This is a genomic window from Thermoactinomyces vulgaris (genome assembly GCF_003688725.1).
GTDB lineage: Bacteria > Bacillota > Bacilli > Thermoactinomycetales > Thermoactinomycetaceae > Thermoactinomyces > Thermoactinomyces vulgaris.
On record NZ_REFP01000008.1, the window covers coordinates 129452 to 149264 of the forward strand.

Annotated in this window: 23 protein-coding genes; 15 read left to right on the top strand and 8 right to left on the bottom strand. The window is 49.1% G+C overall.

The window, feature by feature from the left end; all coding sequences use genetic code 11:
• Positions 1–13: 13 nt before the first annotated feature.
• The 10 genes from paaK (at position 14) to ATH33_RS05000 (ending at position 9483) form a co-directional block, all read left to right on the top strand.
• Complete coding sequence (paaK, locus tag ATH33_RS04955) at positions 14–1342, top strand: phenylacetate--CoA ligase PaaK (protein ID WP_037995560.1); 1329 nt, start codon at positions 14–16, stop codon at positions 1340–1342.
• Positions 1343–1398: 56 nt separating this feature from the next.
• A complete protein-coding gene (locus ATH33_RS04960) occupies positions 1399–2256 on the top strand; it encodes a 3-hydroxyacyl-CoA dehydrogenase NAD-binding domain-containing protein (protein WP_049720438.1) in 858 nt (285 codons plus the stop codon).
• Positions 2240–3013, top strand: a complete 774-nt coding sequence (locus ATH33_RS04965; RefSeq protein ID WP_037995555.1) for a 3-hydroxyacyl-CoA dehydrogenase family protein — start codon at positions 2240–2242, stop codon at positions 3011–3013. Before ATH33_RS04960 ends, ATH33_RS04965 begins: the two co-directional genes overlap by 17 nt.
• Complete coding sequence (gene pcaF / locus ATH33_RS04970; RefSeq protein ID WP_037995553.1) at positions 3010–4209, top strand: 3-oxoadipyl-CoA thiolase; 1200 nt, start codon at positions 3010–3012, stop codon at positions 4207–4209. The genes ATH33_RS04965 and pcaF overlap by 4 nt, the downstream gene beginning before the upstream one ends.
• Positions 4210–4342: 133 nt before the next feature.
• Entirely contained in the window at positions 4343–5167 is an 825-nt protein-coding gene (gene paaX, locus ATH33_RS04975) for a phenylacetic acid degradation operon negative regulatory protein PaaX (protein ID WP_037995551.1), read from the top strand.
• 165 nt (positions 5168–5332) lie between these two features.
• Positions 5333–6340 (top strand): 1,2-phenylacetyl-CoA epoxidase subunit PaaA, encoded by a 1008-nt coding sequence (paaA, locus tag ATH33_RS04980; protein WP_052186692.1) that lies wholly within the window; start codon positions 5333–5335, stop codon positions 6338–6340.
• Positions 6337–6675, top strand: a complete 339-nt coding sequence (gene paaB, locus ATH33_RS04985; protein WP_037995548.1) for a 1,2-phenylacetyl-CoA epoxidase subunit PaaB — start codon at positions 6337–6339, stop codon at positions 6673–6675. The genes paaA and paaB overlap by 4 nt, the downstream gene beginning before the upstream one ends.
• 15 nt (positions 6676–6690) lie before the next feature.
• A complete protein-coding gene (paaC, locus tag ATH33_RS04990; RefSeq protein WP_037995547.1) occupies positions 6691–7521 on the top strand; it encodes a 1,2-phenylacetyl-CoA epoxidase subunit PaaC in 831 nt (276 codons plus the stop codon).
• Positions 7522–7535: 14 nt separating this feature from the next.
• The gene (gene paaD, locus ATH33_RS04995) at positions 7536–8012 is read left to right on the top strand and encodes a 1,2-phenylacetyl-CoA epoxidase subunit PaaD (RefSeq protein WP_231564599.1); all 477 of its coding nucleotides are present in this window, start codon (positions 7536–7538) and stop codon (positions 8010–8012) included.
• A 28-nt stretch (positions 8013–8040) separates the two neighbouring features.
• Positions 8041–9483: an NAD-dependent succinate-semialdehyde dehydrogenase gene (locus tag ATH33_RS05000; protein ID WP_037995544.1), complete on the top strand. Its 1443-nt coding sequence runs from the start codon at positions 8041–8043 to the stop codon at positions 9481–9483.
• Positions 9484–9601: 118 nt separating this feature from the next.
• Here ATH33_RS05000 and ATH33_RS05005 read toward each other — a convergent pair whose 3' ends face one another.
• Complete coding sequence (locus ATH33_RS05005; RefSeq protein WP_049720431.1) at positions 9602–10681, bottom strand: NAD(P)H-dependent flavin oxidoreductase; 1080 nt, start codon at positions 10679–10681, stop codon at positions 9602–9604.
• Between the two features lie 431 nt (positions 10682–11112).
• On the opposite strand from ATH33_RS05005, the gene ATH33_RS05010 reads away from it, so the two are divergent.
• Both ATH33_RS05010 and ATH33_RS05015 read left to right on the top strand, forming a co-directional pair.
• On the top strand, positions 11113–12042 hold the full coding sequence (locus tag ATH33_RS05010) for a class I SAM-dependent methyltransferase (protein WP_181729123.1): 930 nt from the start codon (positions 11113–11115) through the stop codon (positions 12040–12042).
• Positions 12043–12074: 32 nt separating this feature from the next.
• On the top strand, positions 12075–12575 hold the full coding sequence (locus ATH33_RS05015) for a GNAT family N-acetyltransferase (RefSeq protein WP_121874169.1): 501 nt from the start codon (positions 12075–12077) through the stop codon (positions 12573–12575).
• A gap of 188 nt (positions 12576–12763) precedes the next feature.
• Here the strand turns inward: ATH33_RS05015 and ATH33_RS05020 are convergent, their stop codons facing one another.
• The 6 genes from ATH33_RS05020 to ATH33_RS05045 all read right to left on the bottom strand — a co-directional run bounded on the left by ATH33_RS05020 (position 12764) and on the right by ATH33_RS05045 (position 16524).
• Positions 12764–13357: a pentapeptide repeat-containing protein gene (locus ATH33_RS05020; protein ID WP_121874170.1), complete on the bottom strand. Its 594-nt coding sequence runs from the start codon at positions 13355–13357 to the stop codon at positions 12764–12766.
• Positions 13358–13372: 15 nt separating this feature from the next.
• Positions 13373–14509: a pre-toxin TG domain-containing protein gene (locus ATH33_RS05025; RefSeq protein ID WP_121874171.1), complete on the bottom strand. Its 1137-nt coding sequence runs from the start codon at positions 14507–14509 to the stop codon at positions 13373–13375.
• Between the two features lie 14 nt (positions 14510–14523).
• Positions 14524–15138: a YIP1 family protein gene (locus ATH33_RS05030; RefSeq protein WP_037995533.1), complete on the bottom strand. Its 615-nt coding sequence runs from the start codon at positions 15136–15138 to the stop codon at positions 14524–14526.
• 277 nt (positions 15139–15415) lie between these two features.
• A complete protein-coding gene (locus tag ATH33_RS05035) occupies positions 15416–15985 on the bottom strand; it encodes a manganese catalase family protein (protein ID WP_037995530.1) in 570 nt (189 codons plus the stop codon).
• A gap of 15 nt (positions 15986–16000) precedes the next feature.
• Positions 16001–16267, bottom strand: coding sequence for a spore coat protein CotJB (locus ATH33_RS05040; RefSeq protein WP_037995529.1), 267 nt, complete (start codon positions 16265–16267; stop codon positions 16001–16003).
• Positions 16267–16524 carry a spore coat associated protein CotJA gene (locus tag ATH33_RS05045; protein WP_049720427.1) on the bottom strand — a complete coding sequence of 86 codons (258 nt, stop codon included), beginning with the start codon at positions 16522–16524 and terminating at the stop codon, positions 16267–16269. Before ATH33_RS05045 ends, ATH33_RS05040 begins: the two co-directional genes overlap by 1 nt.
• 224 nt (positions 16525–16748) lie before the next feature.
• Here ATH33_RS05045 and ATH33_RS05050 point away from each other — a divergent pair, with 224 nt between their 5' ends.
• The 3 genes from ATH33_RS05050 to ATH33_RS05060 all read left to right on the top strand — a co-directional run bounded on the left by ATH33_RS05050 (position 16749) and on the right by ATH33_RS05060 (position 19305).
• Positions 16749–16961 carry an alpha/beta-type small acid-soluble spore protein gene (locus ATH33_RS05050; protein WP_037995524.1) on the top strand — a complete coding sequence of 71 codons (213 nt, stop codon included), beginning with the start codon at positions 16749–16751 and terminating at the stop codon, positions 16959–16961.
• Positions 16962–17152: 191 nt separating this feature from the next.
• A complete protein-coding gene (locus ATH33_RS05055) occupies positions 17153–18712 on the top strand; it encodes an acetate--CoA ligase (RefSeq protein WP_232335454.1) in 1560 nt (519 codons plus the stop codon).
• 59 nt (positions 18713–18771) lie between these two features.
• Positions 18772–19305, top strand: coding sequence for a hypothetical protein (locus ATH33_RS05060; RefSeq protein ID WP_121874173.1), 534 nt, complete (start codon positions 18772–18774; stop codon positions 19303–19305).
• 120 nt (positions 19306–19425) lie between these two features.
• Here the strand turns inward: ATH33_RS05060 and ATH33_RS05065 are convergent, their stop codons facing one another.
• Positions 19426–19755, bottom strand: a complete 330-nt coding sequence (locus tag ATH33_RS05065; RefSeq protein WP_037995515.1) for a hypothetical protein — start codon at positions 19753–19755, stop codon at positions 19426–19428.
• Between the last annotated feature and the right edge of the window lie 58 nt (positions 19756–19813).

The window sequence follows — 19813 nt, forward strand, 5'->3', positions numbered from 1 at the left end:
GAGGGACATTCTGGTGATATTCAATCAAGCGATGGAAACCGCATCACGGGAGGACATGCAAAAACTTCAGCTGGCTCGTCTGAAAGAAACGGTAAAGCGTTGCTATGATAACGTTCCTTTCCACCGGGAAAATTTCGACCGTGCCGGGGTGAAACCGGAAGACATCCGGTGCTTGGAAGACATCCGGCGTTTGCCGTTCATGAAAAAGACAGACTTGCGCGAAAACTATCCGTTTAAACTTTTTGCGGTGGATCTCAGCAAAGTGATTCGCATTCACGGCTCTTCCGGAACCAAAGGAAAGCCGACGGTGGTCGGTTATACGAGAAAGGATATCGAAAATTGGGCAGAGATTGTCGCCAGGGCGATTTGCTGTGCCGGCGGCCGTCCGGGTGATATTTTTCATAATGCATATGGATATGGTTTATTCACCGGTGGCCTCGGATTGCACTATGGAATGGAATACCTCGGTATGACGGCCGTTCCGGTTTCGGGAGGGAACACGCCCCGTCAGGTTACGCTGATTGAAGATTTCAAACCCCGCGGCATTTCCGGAACGCCTTCTTATATCCTGAACCTCGTGGAAGAAATGGAAAGGCGGGGAATGGATCCCCGGGAAACCAGCCTGGAATACGGCATTTTTGGGGCGGAGCCATGGTCAGAGGAAATGCGCCGGCAGTTGGAAGAAAAGCTCTGCATCAAAGCAGTGGACATTTACGGATTGAGCGAAGTGATGGGGCCGGGTGTGGCGATTGAATGCCACGAAGCGCAGGACGGACTCCACATTGCGGAAGACCATTTTCTGGCGGAGGTGATTGACCCTGAAACCGGGGAAGTGCTTCCCGATGGTGCTGAAGGAGAGTTGGTCTTCACTTCGTTGACCAAAGAAGCGTTTCCGGTGATCCGCTACCGGACGGGCGACATTGCATCCCTTCATCCGGAAAAATGCAAATGCGGACGCACAACCCTCCGGATGTCGCGGATCAAAGGGCGCGTGGATGACATGCTGATCATCCGCGGTGTCAATGTTTTTCCGACCGAGATCGAATCGGTGCTTTTGAGTTTTCCGCAACTGGCACCCCATTATCAGGCGGTGGTGGAACGGGAAGGGGCGTTGGACCGGATTGAAGTGCACTGCGAAGTCACCCCGGAATTTATGGAGCAGGGCGGGGATATAGAAAACAGTCCGGAAATGGAAAAGCTGTCCAAAGAGATCGGGCATGCCATGAAAAGCACGCTGGGGGTTTCCATCTTGTTGAAGGTTTGCAAACCGCACACCATCCCGCGCAGTGAGGGGAAAGCGATCCGGGTGGTGGACAACCGGAACAATGCAACTGCAGGCTGAAGCATCGGCGGAAGAGGAATGGAAGGGAAACCAAAACCGGACAAGGAGGGGAGTTTGTGACCGGATATCAGATTGGCGTCGTCGGGGCAGGCACGATGGGATCGGGGATTGCCCTGGTTTGCGCCAAAAAAGGGCACCGGGTCTTATTGCTGGATGTGGATCCGACGATGCTGGAAAAAGCCAAAGCTTATTTTCAATCGGTTTTATCGAGAGACGTCAAGAAAGGACGAATCAGCGAAGAGGGAAAAGCGTCGGTTTTCCGGTCCGTCCAATTTGTACAAGACCTGAAGAAGTTGGCGGACTCGGACATTGTGATCGAAGCGGTCTCGGAACGGATGGACCTGAAAAAATCAATTTTCCGGTCGTTAAGTGAAATTTGCCGGCCCGATGCCTTGCTTTTGACAAATACTTCTTCGCTTTCCATTACCGAAATTGCCGGCGGCCTGAGGAACCCGGAGCGGATTCTGGGGATGCACTTTTTCAATCCGGCTCCTGTCATGCCGCTGGTGGAAGTGGTCCGGGGGAAGAAATCGGGCGAAAAGCAGGCAAAGTTTGTTTATGAATTTGCGCAAAATCTGGGAAAAGTGCCGGTGTATGCCAATGATACGCCGGGATTCATCGTCAATCGCGTGGCCCGGCCTTACTACAATGAAGCGCTCCGCATCTTGGAAGACCGGGTGGCCGGCGTCGAGCAAATCGACCGCATTCTCACCGAAGCCGGCGGATTTAAAATGGGGCCGTTTGAACTCCAGGATCTGATCGGCATCGATGTGAATTTTGCGGTGACCGAGTCGGTTTACTCCGGTTTTTTCCATGAACGCCGGTTTCAGCCGAGCCGCATTCAACAAAAGATGGTTCAGGCGGGAACCATCGGCCGGAAGTCAGGTGAGGGATATTATGACTACGACAAGTAACACCGTTTTGCTGACGGGCGAGAGTGTGCTGCTTCCTGAATTGAAGGAACTTTTTACGGACAAGAATTATGAAGTGGTGACAGAAAAAACCGTTGAAAACGATGCACAGAAGATTGGGCTCGCCGTTGAAGTTTCCAATCTCGACTTGGAATTGAAAAAAGCCGTGATCCAAAAGCTGGACCGGGAGCTTCCGCCGGATGTTCCCATTCTCACGACTTCATTGGGAGTGTCGGCCACCGAAGTGGCGTCGTGGACCCGGAATCCGGAAAGAGTTTGCGGTTTTGGCACCTTCCGTCCGTTGTCGGAACGGAAATTGCTGGAGCTGGCTCCCGGTCTCAGGACATCTATGGAAACGTTGAAACGGGCGGAGGCGTTTTTTCAGTCGCTGGGCAAAAATACCGCTGTGGTGCAAGATGAGACCGGACTGGTCTTTCCGAGGGTTTTGTCACTCATCATCAATGAAGCCGTTTTTGCCGTGATGGAGGGGACCGCAACCCCCAAAGACATCGATATTGCCATGAAAAAAGGGACGAATTATCCATACGGACCGCTGGAATGGGCTGACCAAATCGGCTTGGACGAGGTTTACGCGGTGATTCGCGGACTGCATCGGGATTTGGCGGAAGAACGGTACCGGCCGGCTCCCTTGCTCCGGAAAATGGTGCTGGCCGGGATGCTTGGCGTCCGAAGCGGCGAGGGATTTTATACTTATTCCGGGGAAGCGGCCCGGCCATCGACAAGGGGGGACGAACGATGAGAATTCCGGTGATCGTGGATGCCGTACGGACAGCCATCGGAAGATACGGCGGCGCATTGAAAGAGGTCCGTCCCGATGACTTGGGAGCCGTGGTGATCCGCTATCTGATGGAACGAAACGACATCCCTTTGGAACGGATTGACGACGTGATCTTGGGGTGTGCCAATCAAGCCGGTGAAGACAACCGGAATGTGGCGAGAATGTCTTTGTTGCTGGCGGGCCTTCCGGTGACGGTGCCGGGAGTGACGGTAAACCGTTTGTGCGGCTCGGGACTGGAAGCGGTGAATCAGTGTGCCAATGCCATTGAAGCGGGGCGCGGAGAAGTTTATGTTGCCGGCGGAACGGAAAGCATGACAAGGGCTCCGTATGTGATGCCAAAACCCGAAAAGGGTTTTGCGCGCGGAGAGCAAAAACTGTATGACACCACGCTCGGTTGGCGGTTTGTGAATGAAAAGCTTGCCGAAATGTATTATCCGTACAGCATGGGGGAAACCGCGGAAAATGTGGCGGAACAATACGGCATCAGCCGGGAAGAACAGGACCGCTTTGCGTTGGAAAGCCAGCGAAAATACGCCAAAGCCCGGGAGGAAGGCAAGTTCAAAAGCGAGATTGTCCCGGTGGAAATCCCCGGGCATAAAGGGCAGGTCACCCTTTTTGCCGAGGATGAGCATCCCCGTCCGGATACGACCCTTGAACAGTTGTCCCGGTTGAAACCGGTTTTCCGCCAAGGCGGGACGGTCACGGCCGGCAATTCTTCCGGCATCAATGACGGGGCCGCCGCCTTGTTGCTGATGGAAATGGAAACGGCCGTGAAGCTCGGCTTGAAGCCAAGGGCCCGTGTGGTGGCTTCGGCTGTGGCCGGTGTGGATCCGTCCGTCATGGGAACCGGGCCGGTCCCGGCCACGAAAAAAGCGTTGAAACAGGCCGGTCTCACCATCGATGAGATCGATTTGATCGAATTGAATGAAGCGTTTGCCGCCCAATCCCTGGCCTGCATCCGCGAGTTGGGGATGAATCCCGCCCGGGTGAATGTCAACGGGGGAGCCATTGCCATCGGCCATCCCTTGGGATGCAGCGGGGCACGCATTCTGACCACCTTGCTGTATGAAATGGAGCGGAGGGGTGTGCGCTACGGGTTGGCGACGATGTGCATCGGGGTCGGACAGGGCATTGCCACGATAATAGAAAGGTTATAACCAAGAGCCCGATAACAGTCACAGAAGAAAGTTGACAAACTCCGTTCAACATTTGAAATATTTTTTTGTTATAATAGGCGAATAGGTTTGAGATGGAGAAAAACAGGCAACGGTTGAATGGAGTTGAAAGAGATTGAAGCCTCAATCGATGATTTTTACGATATATGGCGAATATGTCCGCCATTTTGGCGGGGAAATCTGGGTGGGCAGTTTGACCCGGTTATTGGGGCAATTCGGCATGTCCGAACAAGCCGTGCGCGTCGCCATATCCCGCATTGCCAGCCAGGGATGGCTGAAAGCGCGCAAAGTCGGCAACCGCTCCTACTACTCTTTGACGCCCCGCGGAAAAAAGCGGATGAATGAAGCCAGTGCCCGGATTTATAAGCAATCCCCGGGCCGGTGGGACGGAAAATGGTGCATCATTCATTACAACATTCCGGAAAAGCAGAGGGCCAAACGGGATCAATTGCGAAAAGAATTGTCTTGGATGGGCTTTGGCATGCTGGCCAACAGCGTGTGGATCAGCCCGAATGACTTGGCCGACCGGGTCAAAGAAATTGCCGAATCTTATGATGCCAGCGAATATATTGAAGTCTTCCGGTCCGAACATCTCGGCGTCAGCACGGATAAGCAGTTGGTGGAAAAATGCTGGAATCTGGATGAAATCAACAAGGCCTACGAAGAATTCATCAGCCACTATCAACCGCAATATGAAAGATTGAAAGAACAAGTGAAAAACCAGGAAGACATATCGGATGCAAAATGCTTTGTGGAGAAAACCAAACTGGTGCACGAATATCGCAAATTTTTGTTTATTGATCCGAGCCTGCCGGAAGAGTTGTTGCCCGATTTTTGGACGGGACGGGAGGCGGACCGGATATTCCGCCATTATTATGAGCTGTTGCATCCCGGTGCGGTCCGGTTTTTCCTGAGTGTTTTCAAAAGTGCTCCGGAGTAGAATCCAAGAGTGGACGCTAAACAAAGAGGGGGAGATTCTCCCTTCTTTTTTTGTGTTAATTTATTCTGACAATAAATATATTAATGAATTTTGTGCATTGAAAAACATGTTACAATATGTTAATATATCGTTAAACAAACGTTATATAAAAAGGTTGTGATGTGGATGCATATCTATGACCGGAGACTGTTGGAAGATCAGGAACATGGCAACGGGCATCCCGATGACGAAAAACGGCAAGAATTTCTTGCCCGGATTGAGCGCGGCGAAAAAATTGAAGCGGATGACTGGATGCCGGATGATTACCGCCGGCAGTTGATTAAATTGATCGCGATGCACGGGATCAGCGAAGTCATGGGGGCGTTGCCGGAGAAAGAATGGGTTCCCAAAGCACCAACGTTACGGCGCAAGCTGGCGATCATGGCCAAAGTTCAGGATGAGATGGGGCACGGACAATTGTTGCTGAGGGTGGCGGAAGATTTGCTGGCCCCGATTGGAAAAACCCGGGAAGACCTGATGAACGACTTATTTGTCGGAAAATTAAAATTTCATAATGTATTCCACATGGAGGCACCGACCTGGGCTGATGCCGGCGTGATCGGATGGTTGGTGGACGGGGCGGCGATCATCACGCAAACGATGTCGCTTAGCACCTCGTATGCGCCTTATGCCCGGGCGCTGCAACGGATTTGTGCCGAAGAAAAATTTCACATGCAACACGGCGAAAGCATCGTGTTGAGCCTGGCGGAAGGAACCCCCCGACAGCGCCGGATGTTGCAGGAAGCGGTCAACCGCTGGTGGCCGGCACTGCTCATGTTCTTCGGGCCGCCGGAAGACGGGGGGATTTCCAGCAACCAACGCCTGAACCTCCGGTATAAAATCCGTTCCAAAACCAATGAAGAGTTGAGGCAGGAGTTTTTCCACAAGTATGTTCCGCGGATTTTCCATCTCGGGTTGACCTTGCCGGATGAAACCATTCATTACGACGAAAAAGAAGGACGTTGGCATTACCGGCAACCGGACTGGAATGAATTCAAACAGATCATCAAAGGAAACGGGCCCCGATCCAAAGAGCGGCTGAGATTGAGAAAAGTTTCTTATGAAGAAGGAAAATGGGTGCGTGATGCCCTGCTCGCCAAGCAACGAAACGCGGTTCGGGGGGGAAGCGTATGACAATCGGGGACAAGGAAAAGAAAGACTTTTTCGTGTTTGAAGTTTTCAGCCAAAAAAGCCCGAATGCCCATTTTGTCCACCAGTTCAGCTTGCTGGCCCCGAATCACGAGGTGGCCATGTCCATGGCGCGTGAAAACTTCCTCCGGCGTGAACCGTGCGTCAATTTGTGGGTGGTCAAACGGGACGATATCTGGGTTTTGCCTCCGGAACAGCGCCGGTACTTGGAAAAGCTGGACAACAAGAGTTACCGGGAAACGAAAGGGTACGGCGATTTGCAATCGAAATGGCGCCGGCACAAAGAGCGGTACGAGAAGAAAAATGCTTCGGGAAAGTAAAAGGAGGGTCAGCATGTGAGCAATTTCCGTGTCGAATCGGCAGAGCAAGCCAAGCAGAATCCGGAATATTTATCGGCTTTGAAGGACTTGCTGCTTCAAATCGCCGATGATGATTTCATTATGGCTTTCCGGGGATCGGAATGGCTGGGACTTGCCCCCCATATTGAAGAAGATGTCGCTTTTTCCTCCATTTCACAAGACATGATGGGACATGCCGTGCTCTTTTATGAAATGTTGGAAGCATTGGGGGCCGGAAGAGCCGATGATCTGGCACAACTCCGCAAGCCGGAAGACTTCCGTAATGCCGTCCTGGTGGAGCGGGTGAACGGCCCCGGCCTTTATCTGGAAGAACCCCGCTATGATTGGGCTTATGCCATTGTGCGTTCGTATTTTTACAGTGTGTTCAAGCAAATCCGGTTTGAATCTTTGTCCCATGCTTCCTACCTTCCGCTGAAGCAGTCGGCGCGTAAAATCCTGACGGAACACCATTACCATCTGTTTCACTGGCGGGTGTGGATGAAACAATTGGCCGACAGTACGGAGGAAGCCCGGTCCCGTCTGAAGGAGGCGACGGAAAGGGCGTGGGAGGATGCAGGCGGATTGTTTCAGTTGGGGCCTGAAGCTTCCGCCATGGTCCGATACGGATTGATTGAAGGAGAAGAGCCGTTGACGAAGCGGTGGTTGGAGCAAGTGAACAAAGATTTTGAGGACTATGGCTTGCCTCCGGCCGGCGGGCTGAAAGCGCCCGGATGGAACGGACGGGCCGGGGAGCACACACCGGATCTCGCCGCGGCACTAAATACTTTGTCAGAAGTTTACCGGCTGGATCCCACAGCCCGTTGGTAAAGGAGAGGATCTGGGTGGCAGGGAAGGAAGAGATTTTTTTGGAACTGCTGCAAGAAGTGAAGGATCCGGAAATCCCGACGGTCAGCATGGTGGAAATGGGCATGATCCATCAGGTTCGTGTCGAGGATGATGTGGTGTCCGTGGATGTTTTGCCCACTTTTGCCGGTTGCCCCGCTTTGGACATCATGAAAAAAGCGATTGAAAAGAAACTGGGCGCGGTGGAAGGGGTCCGGGAGGTCCGGGTGAAATTTTTGCTCGAACCGGCGTGGTCCTCCGACCGCATCAGTGATGAGGGAAGGGAAAAGCTGAAAAAAATGGGCATCATGCCGCCGCCACGCAAGGATGAGCAAAAGGAAACCTGGGAAGTGAAATGTCCGTATTGCGGTTCTTCATACACCGCTCTGGAGAACTTGTTCGGGCCGGCCGCATGCCGGAGCATTTTATATTGCAAAAACTGCAAAAATCCGTTTGAAGCGTTGAAAATGATTTAAATCCAAATGGAGAAAGGGTGGCCAATCCATGAGTGAGATCAAAAAAATGTATATCCGGGGAGAATGGGTGGAAGCAGAAAGCGGAGAAACACTGGAAGTATTCAATCCGGCCACGGGAGAATGTGTGGGAGTGGTCAGTTACGGGGATGAACGGGATGCGAAAAAAGCCATTGATGCGGCGCATGAAGCGTTCAGAGACTGGTCCCGGTTGCCCGGACGCCAAAGATCCAAATATCTCACCAAATTGTACGAGCTGGTGATGAAACACCGCAATGAGCTCGCCGAACTGATGTCGGCGGAGATGGGAAAGCCTTTCGGGGAAGCCAAATTTGAAGCCGTGGGCAGTGCGGACAATTTCTTGTGGTATGCCGAGGAAGCCAAGCGGATTTACGGGGAAACCATCCCGTCCTATGACGGCAGTAAACGGTTGATGGCCATCAAACAGCCGGTGGGTGTCGTGGCCGCCATCACTCCCTGGAACTTCCCGGTCAACATGGTGGCGAGAAAAATTGCCCCGGCACTTGCCGCCGGGTGTACCGTCGTTTTAAAACCCGCGATGGAAAGCCCGTTGAGCGCGGTCCGGCTGTTTGAGCTGATGGAAGAAGCCGGGTTCCCCAAAGGCGTGGTCAATCTGGTGCTGGCCAAGGCGGAAAAGTTTGGCGACGAAGTGTTGCAAAACCGGAAAGTGGCGAAGATCACCTTCACCGGTTCGACCGCCGTCGGCAAGCATTTGATGGAAGGTGCGGCCAAGCAGGTGAAACGGATCAGCATGGAGCTTGGCGGACACGCTCCCTTCATTGTGTTTGAAGACGCCGATCTCGATGCGGCGGTTGCCGGTTTCTTTGAAAGCAAATTCCGCAACTCCGGGCAAATGTGCATTAGCACCAACCGTTTGTATGTCCATGAGTCCGTGGTTGATGCGTTTACGGAAAAACTGGTCGCACGGTTGAAAAAAACCAAGGTGGGTGACGGGCGCCAAAAAGGCGTGGAGATCGGGCCGCTGGTGGATGAAGAAGCATTAAACGGGGTGATGGAACACATCCGTGATGCCAAAGAAAAAGGAGGCCGCGTGATCTTTGGCGGAAACAGGCTGACAGAAGGGGAATACAGCAAAGGATTTTTCCTGGAACCGACTGTCATCACCCATGTCACCCCGGATATGAAAATTACTTATGAAGAAACATTTGGTCCCGTCGTGCCGATTATTCCCTTTAAAGAGGAAGAGGCCGTGTTGGAGATGGCAAACGACACCCGCTACGGATTGGCCGCCTACTGCTATACAAAGGACAACAGCCGCTGCTTCCGGGTGGCGGAGGCCTTGGAATATGGCATCATCGGCGTCAATGACGGCACCCCGACCCAGACCCAGGCACCTTTCGGCGGGTTGAAGGAAAGCGGCTTGGGCCGTGAAGGAGGTCGCTATGCGATGGAAAGCTTCCTGGAAACCAAGTTTATTTCCATGTCCATTTAGCCATTACTTCGAATTCTTTCCTTGCTTTTATTTTTAAACACTGAATTTGGATGGTGTCTGCAGAAGAGCTGAACCCTTGCGGATTCAGCTCTTTTCATTAGTTGTCCCGGTTATGGGCTTAATGCTCGCCGGCCAGTTGCGACAAACATTGATCAACTTGGGTCATGATTCTTTGCATCAGTTCTTCGACCTGTTCAAAACGGCTGAGGGCAGCGGCTTGGCCGGCCCACAAAGCCATGTAGTCCTTGTTTCCTTTTTTGGAGGCTGCTTGGCGCAGGTGCTTGGTCAAGGCGTTTTGGACCGGGTATGGGGGAAGGGGATGGGGATAGTTCTCCATTTCCCGGATAAATTCGTTTTGGATGGCTCGTGCCGGCTTTCCGGAAAAGACGGTTGTCATGACGGTGCTTTCATCGGTGCTTTGCAGGACGGCTTCTTTGTGTTTGTCATGGGCGCTGCTTTCCAAGGTGGGTAAAAAGGCCGAGCCCATTTGAACCCCGTCCGCCCCCAGAGCCAGGCTGGCCAGAACCCCGCGACCGTCCATGACCCCGCCGGCGGCAACGACCGGAATCCGGACATGATCCACCACTTGAGGGATCAGGGCCATCGTTCCGACATATGGAAATTCGGCGGAGAGAAAGGTTCCCCGGTGGCCTCCCGCTTCACTTCCTTGGGCTACGACGGCATCCATCCCGCTCTTTTCCACTTCGACAGCTTCCCGCACCGAAGTGGCTGTCCCGATGACCACCGTGTGACGGGCATGCAGTTCCTGGATGACGGCGGGGGACGGAATTCCAAAAGTGAAGCATGCGACAGGGACCTTTTCTTCCAGAATGACGTGAATTTGTTCTTCAAAGGAAATGGCGGCATGGCTTGTGGTTTCTTGGCCGGAGGCACCGGCGGCTTCTTCAAACCGCTTGAGATGATTTTTCATCAGGCGTTCTTGTTCCGCATTGGTTTCATAAGGCGCGGGAACCATCAAGTTGACGGCAAACGGACGGTCGGTTTGCTTCCGGATTTCCCGGATGGCTTGGCGGATGTCTTCGGGAGACATATAGCCCGCTCCCAGTGATCCCAGACCGCCGGCATTGGATACCGCCGCAACGAGCCGGGGACTTGTGATCCCGCCGGCCATTCCTGCCTGGATAATGGGGCGGGAGATTTGCAATAATTCGGTTAACCGGGTTTGATACCAAGGCATGTGAATCCCTCCCTGATCATGTTGTAAAATCCATCCGGGATCGTTTCTTTTGCACGGAATGCGATTTGAAGGTGGATTTTCAACAACCTAAATAAAACCTTAACTTTATTCTATGAAATTTACGGAATGATTTGAATTATCGTGTCAGACGATCTCTTGATAAATGCATTCGATTTATACAGTTCCTGTCCAAAATTCTCACAGGAACGCCTCTTTATAAGGAAGAATGATCATGCAAAAAAGAAGATAAATTTTTAAGCTGGTGAAGATGATTTGATTCATTTTAGAGAGGGAATCGGATGAACATTGAAAAAGAAAGCAGTAAACCTCTTGACAAAAAAATTAATTTGTGCTATAATTTAAAATTAATTCTATATTATATATAATGGGATTCCCGGACGTGGGGGATCCCATTTTTTTTAAAGGGGTGTATGGACGTGAAAAAAGGGGAATCCAGTTTAACCGCGCTGATTTCCGCATTTGGCAGGGCTTATCACAGCCAATTTGATACACCAAAGATTTTCGACGATTTTCTCGCCAAACAATTGATGACACAAGAAGAATATGATGCCATTAAAACCCATATGGTTCAAGGAATTTCGTTTTTCAACCCGGAAATGGCCGAGCAACATCGGGACAATCCGGATGAAATATTGAAATGGATCACCCAAGTTCAGTTATCGCCAACGCCTTTGGCACGGGCGGACTATTGCGAAGCGGTATTGCAAAAGGAAATCGAATCAGGGGTCAGGCAATATGTCATTCTCGGTGCAGGCATGGACACGTTTGCCCAGCGGTATCCGGAACTGAAAAACAGATTGGAAATCTTCGAATTGGATCACCCTTTCACCCAAACGTTTAAATTGCAAAGATTGCAGGAGGCGGGTTTGGAAATACCGGATCATCTTCATTTCATTGCTTGTGATTTTACAAAGCCGTTTTCTTACGAAAAACTGTATGAAAAAGGCTTTGGCGATCAAAAAACCTTTTTCAGTTTGCTGGGCGTTTCTTATTATTTAAGCAAAGAGGAGTTGGCCGATTTGCTCCGGCATTTGTTTGCGAACGTTCCGGCGGGAAGTTCCATTGTTTTCGATTTTGCCGATGAACGACTTTTTGAAGAAAAAGGGTTCTGCAACCGGGTGGAGAACATGGTGAAAATGGCCGCGGCTGCCGGAGAGCCGATGAAATCTTGCTTTTCATTGCCGGAAATGGAGAACATGTTGGAGAAACCGGGCTTGCGGATCGTTGAACATTTATCGCCGGTCGATATTCAGGAGCGGTATTTTCGCAATCGGAATGATCATTTGTCTGCCTGCGAAACGATCCATTTTCTTCATGCCGTAAAAAGGGAAGAACTTTGATAAGATTCTTTCTTTCAAAGAGAGGATGAAGGATGATTCTGGAAACAGAAAGATTGTACTTGAGGGAATTGAAACAGGAGGATCTGGACCGTCTTCATGCCATCTTCTCCGATGAAGAGACCATGCGGTTTTACCCGGCGCCTTTCACCCGGGAACAAACCGGGCAATGGATCCAAAAAAATCAAGAACGATACCGGAAAGACGGGTTCGGACTGTGGGGGGTGTGCCTGAAAGAAACAGATGAACTCATTGGTGATTGCGGACTGGTTCGCCAGACCGTGGACGGCCGCACGGAAATTGAAATCGGGTATCATATCCATAAAAAGTATTGGTCCAGGGGATTTGCCACGGAAGCGGCCAAAGCATGCAAAGCATATGGCTTTCATCAATTGCATTTCAATAAATTGATCTGTCTCATCGATCCGAAAAATATTCCTTCCATCCGGGTGGCGGAAAAAATCGGTTTTACCAAAGAAAAAGAGGTTTTTATATTTGGCAAAAACCATGCGGTTTATTCGGGGGATAAGGAATAAGCTTACCGGGGATCCATCGGGTCTTGTATAAATCATCATCAGAAGCACTTGCCCTGTGTATTTGCAGGCAAGTGCTTCATTGGCAATTAAAGATTGTTTTTTAATTTTTCCGGATCATGCTGAGGGTTTTTTATCATTCATCCAACTCTCCTCCGGGAAGAGCCGTAATCACGTGATCTTATGATTGATTAAACCACGTGGTTCATGAGCCATTCTTTGGCTTTATCGCCTTCAAGCATTATTGGATTTTCAGGTGTACCGATATTAATGCTTTTTATATATGCATTATCAATACCTCTGATGTCTGTTAATTTTGCCCCTTTAATCAAAACATCTTCAAAAACGGAGACACTTACATCCACATGTTTCAAAGTAGCCTCACGAAAGTCAGCCTCCACAAAAAGACTGTTCACTAACTTGGCATGTGTCAGGTCTGTTTTGTAAAAGATGGTTTCAAAGCACTCACATTTAACAAACCTTGCATTTTTGGCATTAGCATGAGAGAAATTCACATAAGATAAATTTGCTTTCGTAAAATCAGCATGGGCCAAATTGGTATATTGAAATGTGGAGGAACACAGATGTGATGCAAACCAATCTTTACTTTTTAAGTTCATTCCATCAAATACACAATCTGTTAAAAAAGATTGATCCAAGGGATATTCCATTAAATTCATTTCACGAAAATCGATTGCGTCCAATTTTAATTTTTCGCCTTTTTTGCCAATCGTTTTAATCCATATTTTATGGGCTTCCAGACAATTCAATATTTTTTCTTGCATTTTGAAAACCTCTTTCTATGGATACCATATGATTCGGTCCTCAACCCCATTCTTTTTAATTGCATCTTCTAACTCTTTGACATGTTGAGGAATTAAATCTCTTTTATCAATAATTACATTATGACCTCTGCGAAACTCCGCATTAATCTTTTTCATTGCTTTTTCAACAGTAAAAGCGCCCTTTCTTGGAGAAGTGTGACCATTTGGATAGGAAACAAAACTTTTTATGTCCCATTTTATACCTGTGGTGGTATCAATAAATTCTGCGCCCCCGTCAGACTGTGGATCACGAATGATTTTTCCCAGCTTTCCTTGACTTTCAAGCGCTAAACCTATTTCTCTTTCTTTAATCCCCTGTTCTGTAATTTGTCCGCCATGAGAAGGGTCTCTTGCTAAATCGTCATATTCCTCTTGGGTTCTTTTGACAGGATGATTTTTCTGATTTTTTCCACCCCCGTTTGTGCCTTCAATCCGATTCACCTCAGGTCTCCGGGGAATGTCCGGGGGTCCGCCGGCAGGCTGCAGTTTGGGACCGAATCCGAATCGTTCAGCCAGATCATCAATATAGACACCAAATTTCTTTAATAATTTCTTTCCGCCATTAAATATTCCTTTCAGGATCACCCCTGCTTTTTTGCCGGGGCCGGAAGCAATGCCGATGGCTGAGATCACTTTATCGACCGGGCTCAGTTTGTCCCCGGAGATGGAATCTTTTCCGGTAAAGAGGTCCTTCAAATTTTTGATGTTGGAGATGACCGGAATACAGTCGACAACGCTGCTTAACGCCCGGTCTGCCTCTTTTTTCCTTTCGCCTTGCAATGGATCGCCTGTGTATAGATCATATCCCAACAAACTTTCGACTGATTTTTTGAAGAAGCCGTCCAAAAATTCGTCATTTGCCTGCTTGCTTAATTTCTCCAAGTCTTTTTTATCCTTGGCGGCACCGATCCAGATAAGAAAATCGCCCAGCCAGGTGTTTTCGTCTTTTTTCTGTTGCGCACCTTGATTCGGTTTGACTTTGGTAAAGTCCTCATTCACTTCGGGAACCTCAAAACCTCCCGATGGATCGGCATAGCATGTTCCCGCCGACATGAAAAGAACAGCGAAACAAACAACAAGCCTGAACAAGGTCATGCAGAATCTTTTGATCATGATGATCACCCTGTTTAAAAAATCATAAGAATTATGGCAATCAAAAGGTTAACCAATACAACCAACAGCAGGGAAATGAGCATGGCGAAAAATCCCCTGAGTTTGGAAAAAGAGTGGATTTCTCCCAATGCAACGGCCATAAAGACGGCCCACCAAATTAAGATGGCCAGATCAAGCAGATGGAGGAAAATAAATAAGATTGATAAAAATGTACTGTTTTCCACGGTGGGTTGAACGGTTTGAAAAATTTCGTTTCCCAGGATCAGGATTTCCAAAAATCGGATGATCAGCGAAGCGGCAAAAAAGATCCCTGACCATGCGACGACGGGTTTGATTTCTTTGGTTGATCCTGTGCCTCCCAACCATTGTCCGGTAATGGAAAACAAATAGGTGGAAATCCAGACAAACAGGTAACCGGTCACCGGACTAAAGATGATTGCAATCAGCAAGATGGCGGACAAGCTCAAGGTATCCCCTGTGGAGTTGAAATAAGAATTGTCCAGATTCATGGAAAGGCCGGTCAGCAATATCAGCATAACGGGTATTTTCTTGTTGTTTAAAATCCGCTGGACCGTGTCCCCGGGGTTTAACCATATGGACAACCATGGAATGTTGAATTTGTTTTTCAATGGAGACAACCTCCCGTAAAAATGTAATGTTCCGTACGGATCTCATGGATCAATCACCAAACCGGCGCAAGGTGACAGTCCTATTGGCCGGATTTAACGATGTGAAACAAGAAGTTGTTTTTATTATAGAATATATAAAATATTTTAAAAACAATGAACTCAAAAGATTTGTAGATTATTTCCATCGGGGCTGAGGCTGTCCCTTGCGCCAAAACACAAAAACCGCCCCTTGAAATGGTGGCGGCTTTTTTATCTGAGACGGGATGACGTCGCTCGTTTAAAAATACTTCTTCTGCCCCTGATACTCTTTCAGGATTTCCACCGCTTCACGGAAACGCTGTGCATGCACCACTTCCCGTTCACGCAAGAATTTCAACGCATCATTGATGTCCGGGTCATCGGACATGTCAATCAGCCATTGGTATGTGGCCCGTGCCTTTTCTTCGGCGGCGATGTCTTCATACAGATCGGCAATGGGATCTCCTTTGGCCTGGATATAGGTGGCCGTAAATGGAACACCGGCGGCATTATGGTAAAACAGGGCTTTGTCATGATCTGCAAAATGGGCGCCCAGTCCCGCTTCTTTCAGCTGTTCCGGCGTTGCATCTTTGGTCAATTTGTACACCATGGTGGCGATCATTTCCAAGTGGGCAAATTCTTCCGTGCCGATATCCGTCAAAAGGGCTTTGACCTTGTCCGGCAACGTGTAGCGCTGGTTTAAGTAGCGCAGGGCTGCGGCCAGTTCCCCGTCAGCGCCCCCGTATTGTTCAATCAGAAATTTGGCCAGTCTCGGGTTGCATTGGCTGACCCGGACCGGGTATTGCAATTTTTTTTCATAAATCCACACCGAATCTTTCCCCCTTTATATTTCCCAAGGCCAGGGACCTTCATTCCATCCGTCGGGATACTGGTTAAAACTGTGTCCGAAATGCATCAGGGGACCGAACTGTTTTTCATATCGGCGGCGGAGTTTGTCGCGTTCTTTGGCGTACCAGTTGTATTGGTCAATGGCGGACAGATCATCCGGATGGGTATCCAAATAAAGGTTCAATTCAGTCAACACAAAATCCACTTCCTGTAACTGCTTGAGCATTTGGAAGCGTTTGGCGTGATCCGGATACGTATCCATTATCTTTCCTCCCTTGGCGTTTTTTTCGGAGGATAAGGGCTGTATAAAATAGGCCACAGTGTTCCGCGGCGCAGGGCTTTGTGCGGCGGATATTGGGGGAGGCCGGGCGGTTGAAAACCAAGGAATTGGTTGGGTGCAACGACGTAAGTTTTGACTCTTTGCGGAGGGCAGGGATCCAAAGGGCTGATGTACGGATACCAAACCCGCTGTTGATAACGGTACGGGTCGGGCGTATTGCGGTCGCGGCAGTCTTTCACTCCAATCACCCTTCCTGTGAAAAATAAAATGGGAGGCATAATAACGATATGTATAAAAAAAGCATTTTAGAATGAAAAACATATTTTCCGTTTACAAAAAAACGGTGATGATGCAAGAAAACTACTGATGACGGAAAACGGCTCGAATACCAAATTTTCCTATGCATTGGCTGATTTGATCCGACACAAGCTATAGACAACAAAGCCAAGGAGGTGAAAAACACATGGCACAACAAGATCGCACTCGCAGTTCTAATCAATTGCTGGTGGCTGGTGCTGCTCAAGCAATCGATCAAATGAAATATGAGATTGCTCAAGAGTTTGGCGTTCAATTGGGAGCTGACACCACTTCCCGCGCAAACGGTTCTGTCGGGGGAGAAATCACGAAACGTCTGGTTTCCATGGCTCAACAACAGCTTGGAGGAAGCAACTTCTAATTCAGGACAATGAAATAGCATGGTCATTGGGTGGCGGCTGTGGAAGCCGCCACTTTCAATGGAAAGAAATACATCCATCCGGGATGTTCCATTATTCATAATTTGTTTTATTCAAATTCTCTACTTTTTGGCGAAAAGGGTTTATTTTATAAACAATAGTTGCAATTATGAGAGATTGGGAGGGGATTTGGATGGCGAAACTTTACAATTTGACACAAGATATTGACCGCCATGCCCAAAGCGGCAAGGAAGCGATCCGCTGGGTCAACGCAGAGGGGAAAAGACGTTCGTTTTCTTATTCTGAATTAAAAGAGAGATCAGATCGTTTGGCCAAAGGGATGGTGGAGCTCGGACTGGACAAGGGAGACCGGGTCATGATTTTATTGCCGCGAATCCCTGAGGCTTACCTATCATACATAGCGTGCTTAAAAGCCGGATTGGTGGTGATTCCGGGATCGGAAATGTTAAGGGCCAGCGACATTGCCTACCGGCTTCGCCATTCCGGTGCGAAAGCGGTGATTGCCCATGCTTCACTTGCGGAACGGGTGGAAGAGGCGGAAAAACAATCTCAATCATTGCACAGCCGGCTGATTCACGGAGAGGAACGGGATGGCTGGAAACCTCTTTTATCCTTAAATGGAAGCGCTTTAACGGAACTCCCGGAAACCACCGAAGAGGATATGGCCTTTTTGTCTTACACATCGGGAACCACCGGCAATCCCAAAGGTGTGATCCATCACCACAGTTGGGCGATTGCCCATCAAAAGACGGCGACCGAAGCCTGGCTGGACATACAGACGGATGATGTGGTCTGGGCCACTGCCAGCCCGGGATGGGCCAAATGGATTTGGAGCCCGTTTGTATCCACTTTGGGAGCCGGGGCGACGGCGTTTGTATATCACGGGACGTTTGATGCCAAAACGTATCTGGAGCTCCTGCAGGATGAAAAAATCAATGTGCTTTGCTGTACCCCCACCGAGTATCGCATGATGGCGAAACTGGACAACTTAAAGGATTATCAGTTGTACTTGAGAAGCGCAGTCAGCGCCGGGGAACCCTTAAACCGGGAAGTGATTCAGGTCTTCCAAACCCATTTCGGGATCCGGGTGCGGGACGGTTACGGTCAGACCGAAAACACACTGTTGGTGGCCACCATGAAAGATATGGAAACCAAACAAGGTTCCATGGGCAAACCGACTCCCGGCAACAAGGTGGCCATTATCAACGACGAAGGAAAAGAAGTCCCGGCAGGGGAAGTGGGGCATATTGCGGTTCATCGTTCCTCACCGGCTTTGTTTAAAGGGTATTATCAGGATCCGGAAAGAACCCGGCAAGCATTTATTGGTGATTGGTACCTGACCGGAGACCGGGCAAGAAAAGATGAAGACGGATATTTCTGGTTTGAAGGCCGGGCGGATGATATTATTATCAGCTCTGGATACACCATCGGCCCCTTTGAGGTGGAGGACGCCTTGGTCAAGCACCCTGCCGTGAAAGAGTGTGCGGTGGTGGCCAGTCCGCATGAAGTGAGGGGGTCGATTGTCAAAGCGTTTGTGGTTTTGAAAGAAGGATTTTCCCCATCCGAAGAGCTGATCCAAAAGTTGCAAGATCATGTCAAAAAGATAACGGCTCCTTACAAATATCCGCGGGAAATCGAGTTTGTCGGCCACTTGCCCAAAACAGCCAGCGGAAAAATCCGCCGGGTCGAACTTCGGAATTTGGAAAAGCAAAGAAAACAGGCATCGTCTTGAAAGGATCAAAGCGCTTTCGGTATAATGAATGGGACTTGAATGGAAAAGGAGTCCATGAAATGAAGGTATTTGCGCATGGTTGCAATATCAACTTCCAGGAATCCGTCCGGGAAATGGTGATTTCCGATTGGAAGCGGCTTTTGGATAAAATGCTCGATCAGCAGGAAAAAACGCTTTTTGGGAAAATCGATCTTGAAGCAAAAGAAGTCAGGGTTTACGGCCGCTTGGAAAGCTTTGATTATGATGAGGAAGGGAACCGGTGCACGTTTTCTTTCCAATGCATGGATGAACCGAAGCAAGAGGAAGAGAACCGGAAGCTGGAAGATGTGTATTTGAGCCACGAAGCCAGCTTTGATATTGTGGATGAACAAGCTGGTCCCGTTCATTACCGGGTTTTATATATCACGTTTATGGATGAAGAGACGGGAGATGAAACCACTTATTTCTTTGCGGATGAAGATGGCGTCTTGGAACCGTTGGCTTGTGTGGCGGAATTTTGGCAGCAGGTATGGGAGTTGGGACGGGACATCGATTTTGAAATGTTTGGATGTTCGGTTTATGACATCAATCGCAAACCATGCGGTTGTGAATGAAATCACGGGATAAAGGGCAGAAGTCTTTGGACTTCTGCCCTTTTTTCGTTTTTTAGGTATATAACGTGTGACTTTGAACGGCTGTTTCATACAACTAAATCAACCGGAAAAAGCCATCGTTCACCATTTTCGCTTGTTTTTGAAGACCTCTTTAAACACGTTGCTGATGGCCGGAGTGTTCATGAGCTGAACCAGAAATTCATCAGAGCCGCTGCTTTCAGCGGATTGTTTGGAAACGGTTTTTTCTTTTTGGGGTTTGGTTTGGACTTGGTTCAACTTTGCGAGGGCAGAGATGAGTTCTTTTAAAACTTCTTTATCTGTCACCGCCAAGTTGACCGATTGCATAGCTTTCACGATGTCATCGAATTGTTTGATCCGTTTGGACAACAAGCCGGACCAGTTTTGGATTTCTTTCCAATAATCAAGAGAATCTTCCGGCTTTTTTTCCATCGTCGTACGCACCGCCTTTCAGGAGAAGGATTCGATGGAAATATATTCACAAAATTGT

Coding starts and splice junctions, on each gene's coding strand:
- ATH33_RS05025 (WP_121874171.1), bottom strand. CDS start 14,509: ATGATCAAAAGATTCTGCATGACCTTGTTCAGGCTTGTTGTTTGTTTC.
- ATH33_RS04965 (WP_037995555.1), top strand. CDS start 2,240: ATGACTACGACAAGTAACACCGTTTTGCTGACGGGCGAGAGTGTGCTG.
- ATH33_RS05005 (WP_049720431.1), bottom strand. CDS start 10,681: ATGCCTTGGTATCAAACCCGGTTAACCGAATTATTGCAAATCTCCCGC.
- ATH33_RS05020 (WP_121874170.1), bottom strand. CDS start 13,357: ATGCAAGAAAAAATATTGAATTGTCTGGAAGCCCATAAAATATGGATT.
- ATH33_RS05040 (WP_037995529.1), bottom strand. CDS start 16,267: ATGGATACGTATCCGGATCACGCCAAACGCTTCCAAATGCTCAAGCAG.
- pcaF (WP_037995553.1), top strand. CDS start 3,010: ATGAGAATTCCGGTGATCGTGGATGCCGTACGGACAGCCATCGGAAGA.
- ATH33_RS05015 (WP_121874169.1), top strand. CDS start 12,075: ATGATTCTGGAAACAGAAAGATTGTACTTGAGGGAATTGAAACAGGAG.
- paaB (WP_037995548.1), top strand. CDS start 6,337: ATGACAATCGGGGACAAGGAAAAGAAAGACTTTTTCGTGTTTGAAGTT.
- ATH33_RS05055 (WP_232335454.1), top strand. CDS start 17,153: ATGGCGAAACTTTACAATTTGACACAAGATATTGACCGCCATGCCCAA.
- ATH33_RS05060 (WP_121874173.1), top strand. CDS start 18,772: ATGAAGGTATTTGCGCATGGTTGCAATATCAACTTCCAGGAATCCGTC.
- ATH33_RS05050 (WP_037995524.1), top strand. CDS start 16,749: ATGGCACAACAAGATCGCACTCGCAGTTCTAATCAATTGCTGGTGGCT.
- ATH33_RS05065 (WP_037995515.1), bottom strand. CDS start 19,755: ATGGAAAAAAAGCCGGAAGATTCTCTTGATTATTGGAAAGAAATCCAA.
- ATH33_RS05000 (WP_037995544.1), top strand. CDS start 8,041: ATGAGTGAGATCAAAAAAATGTATATCCGGGGAGAATGGGTGGAAGCA.
- ATH33_RS05010 (WP_181729123.1), top strand. CDS start 11,113: ATGGACGTGAAAAAAGGGGAATCCAGTTTAACCGCGCTGATTTCCGCA.
- paaA (WP_052186692.1), top strand. CDS start 5,333: ATGCATATCTATGACCGGAGACTGTTGGAAGATCAGGAACATGGCAAC.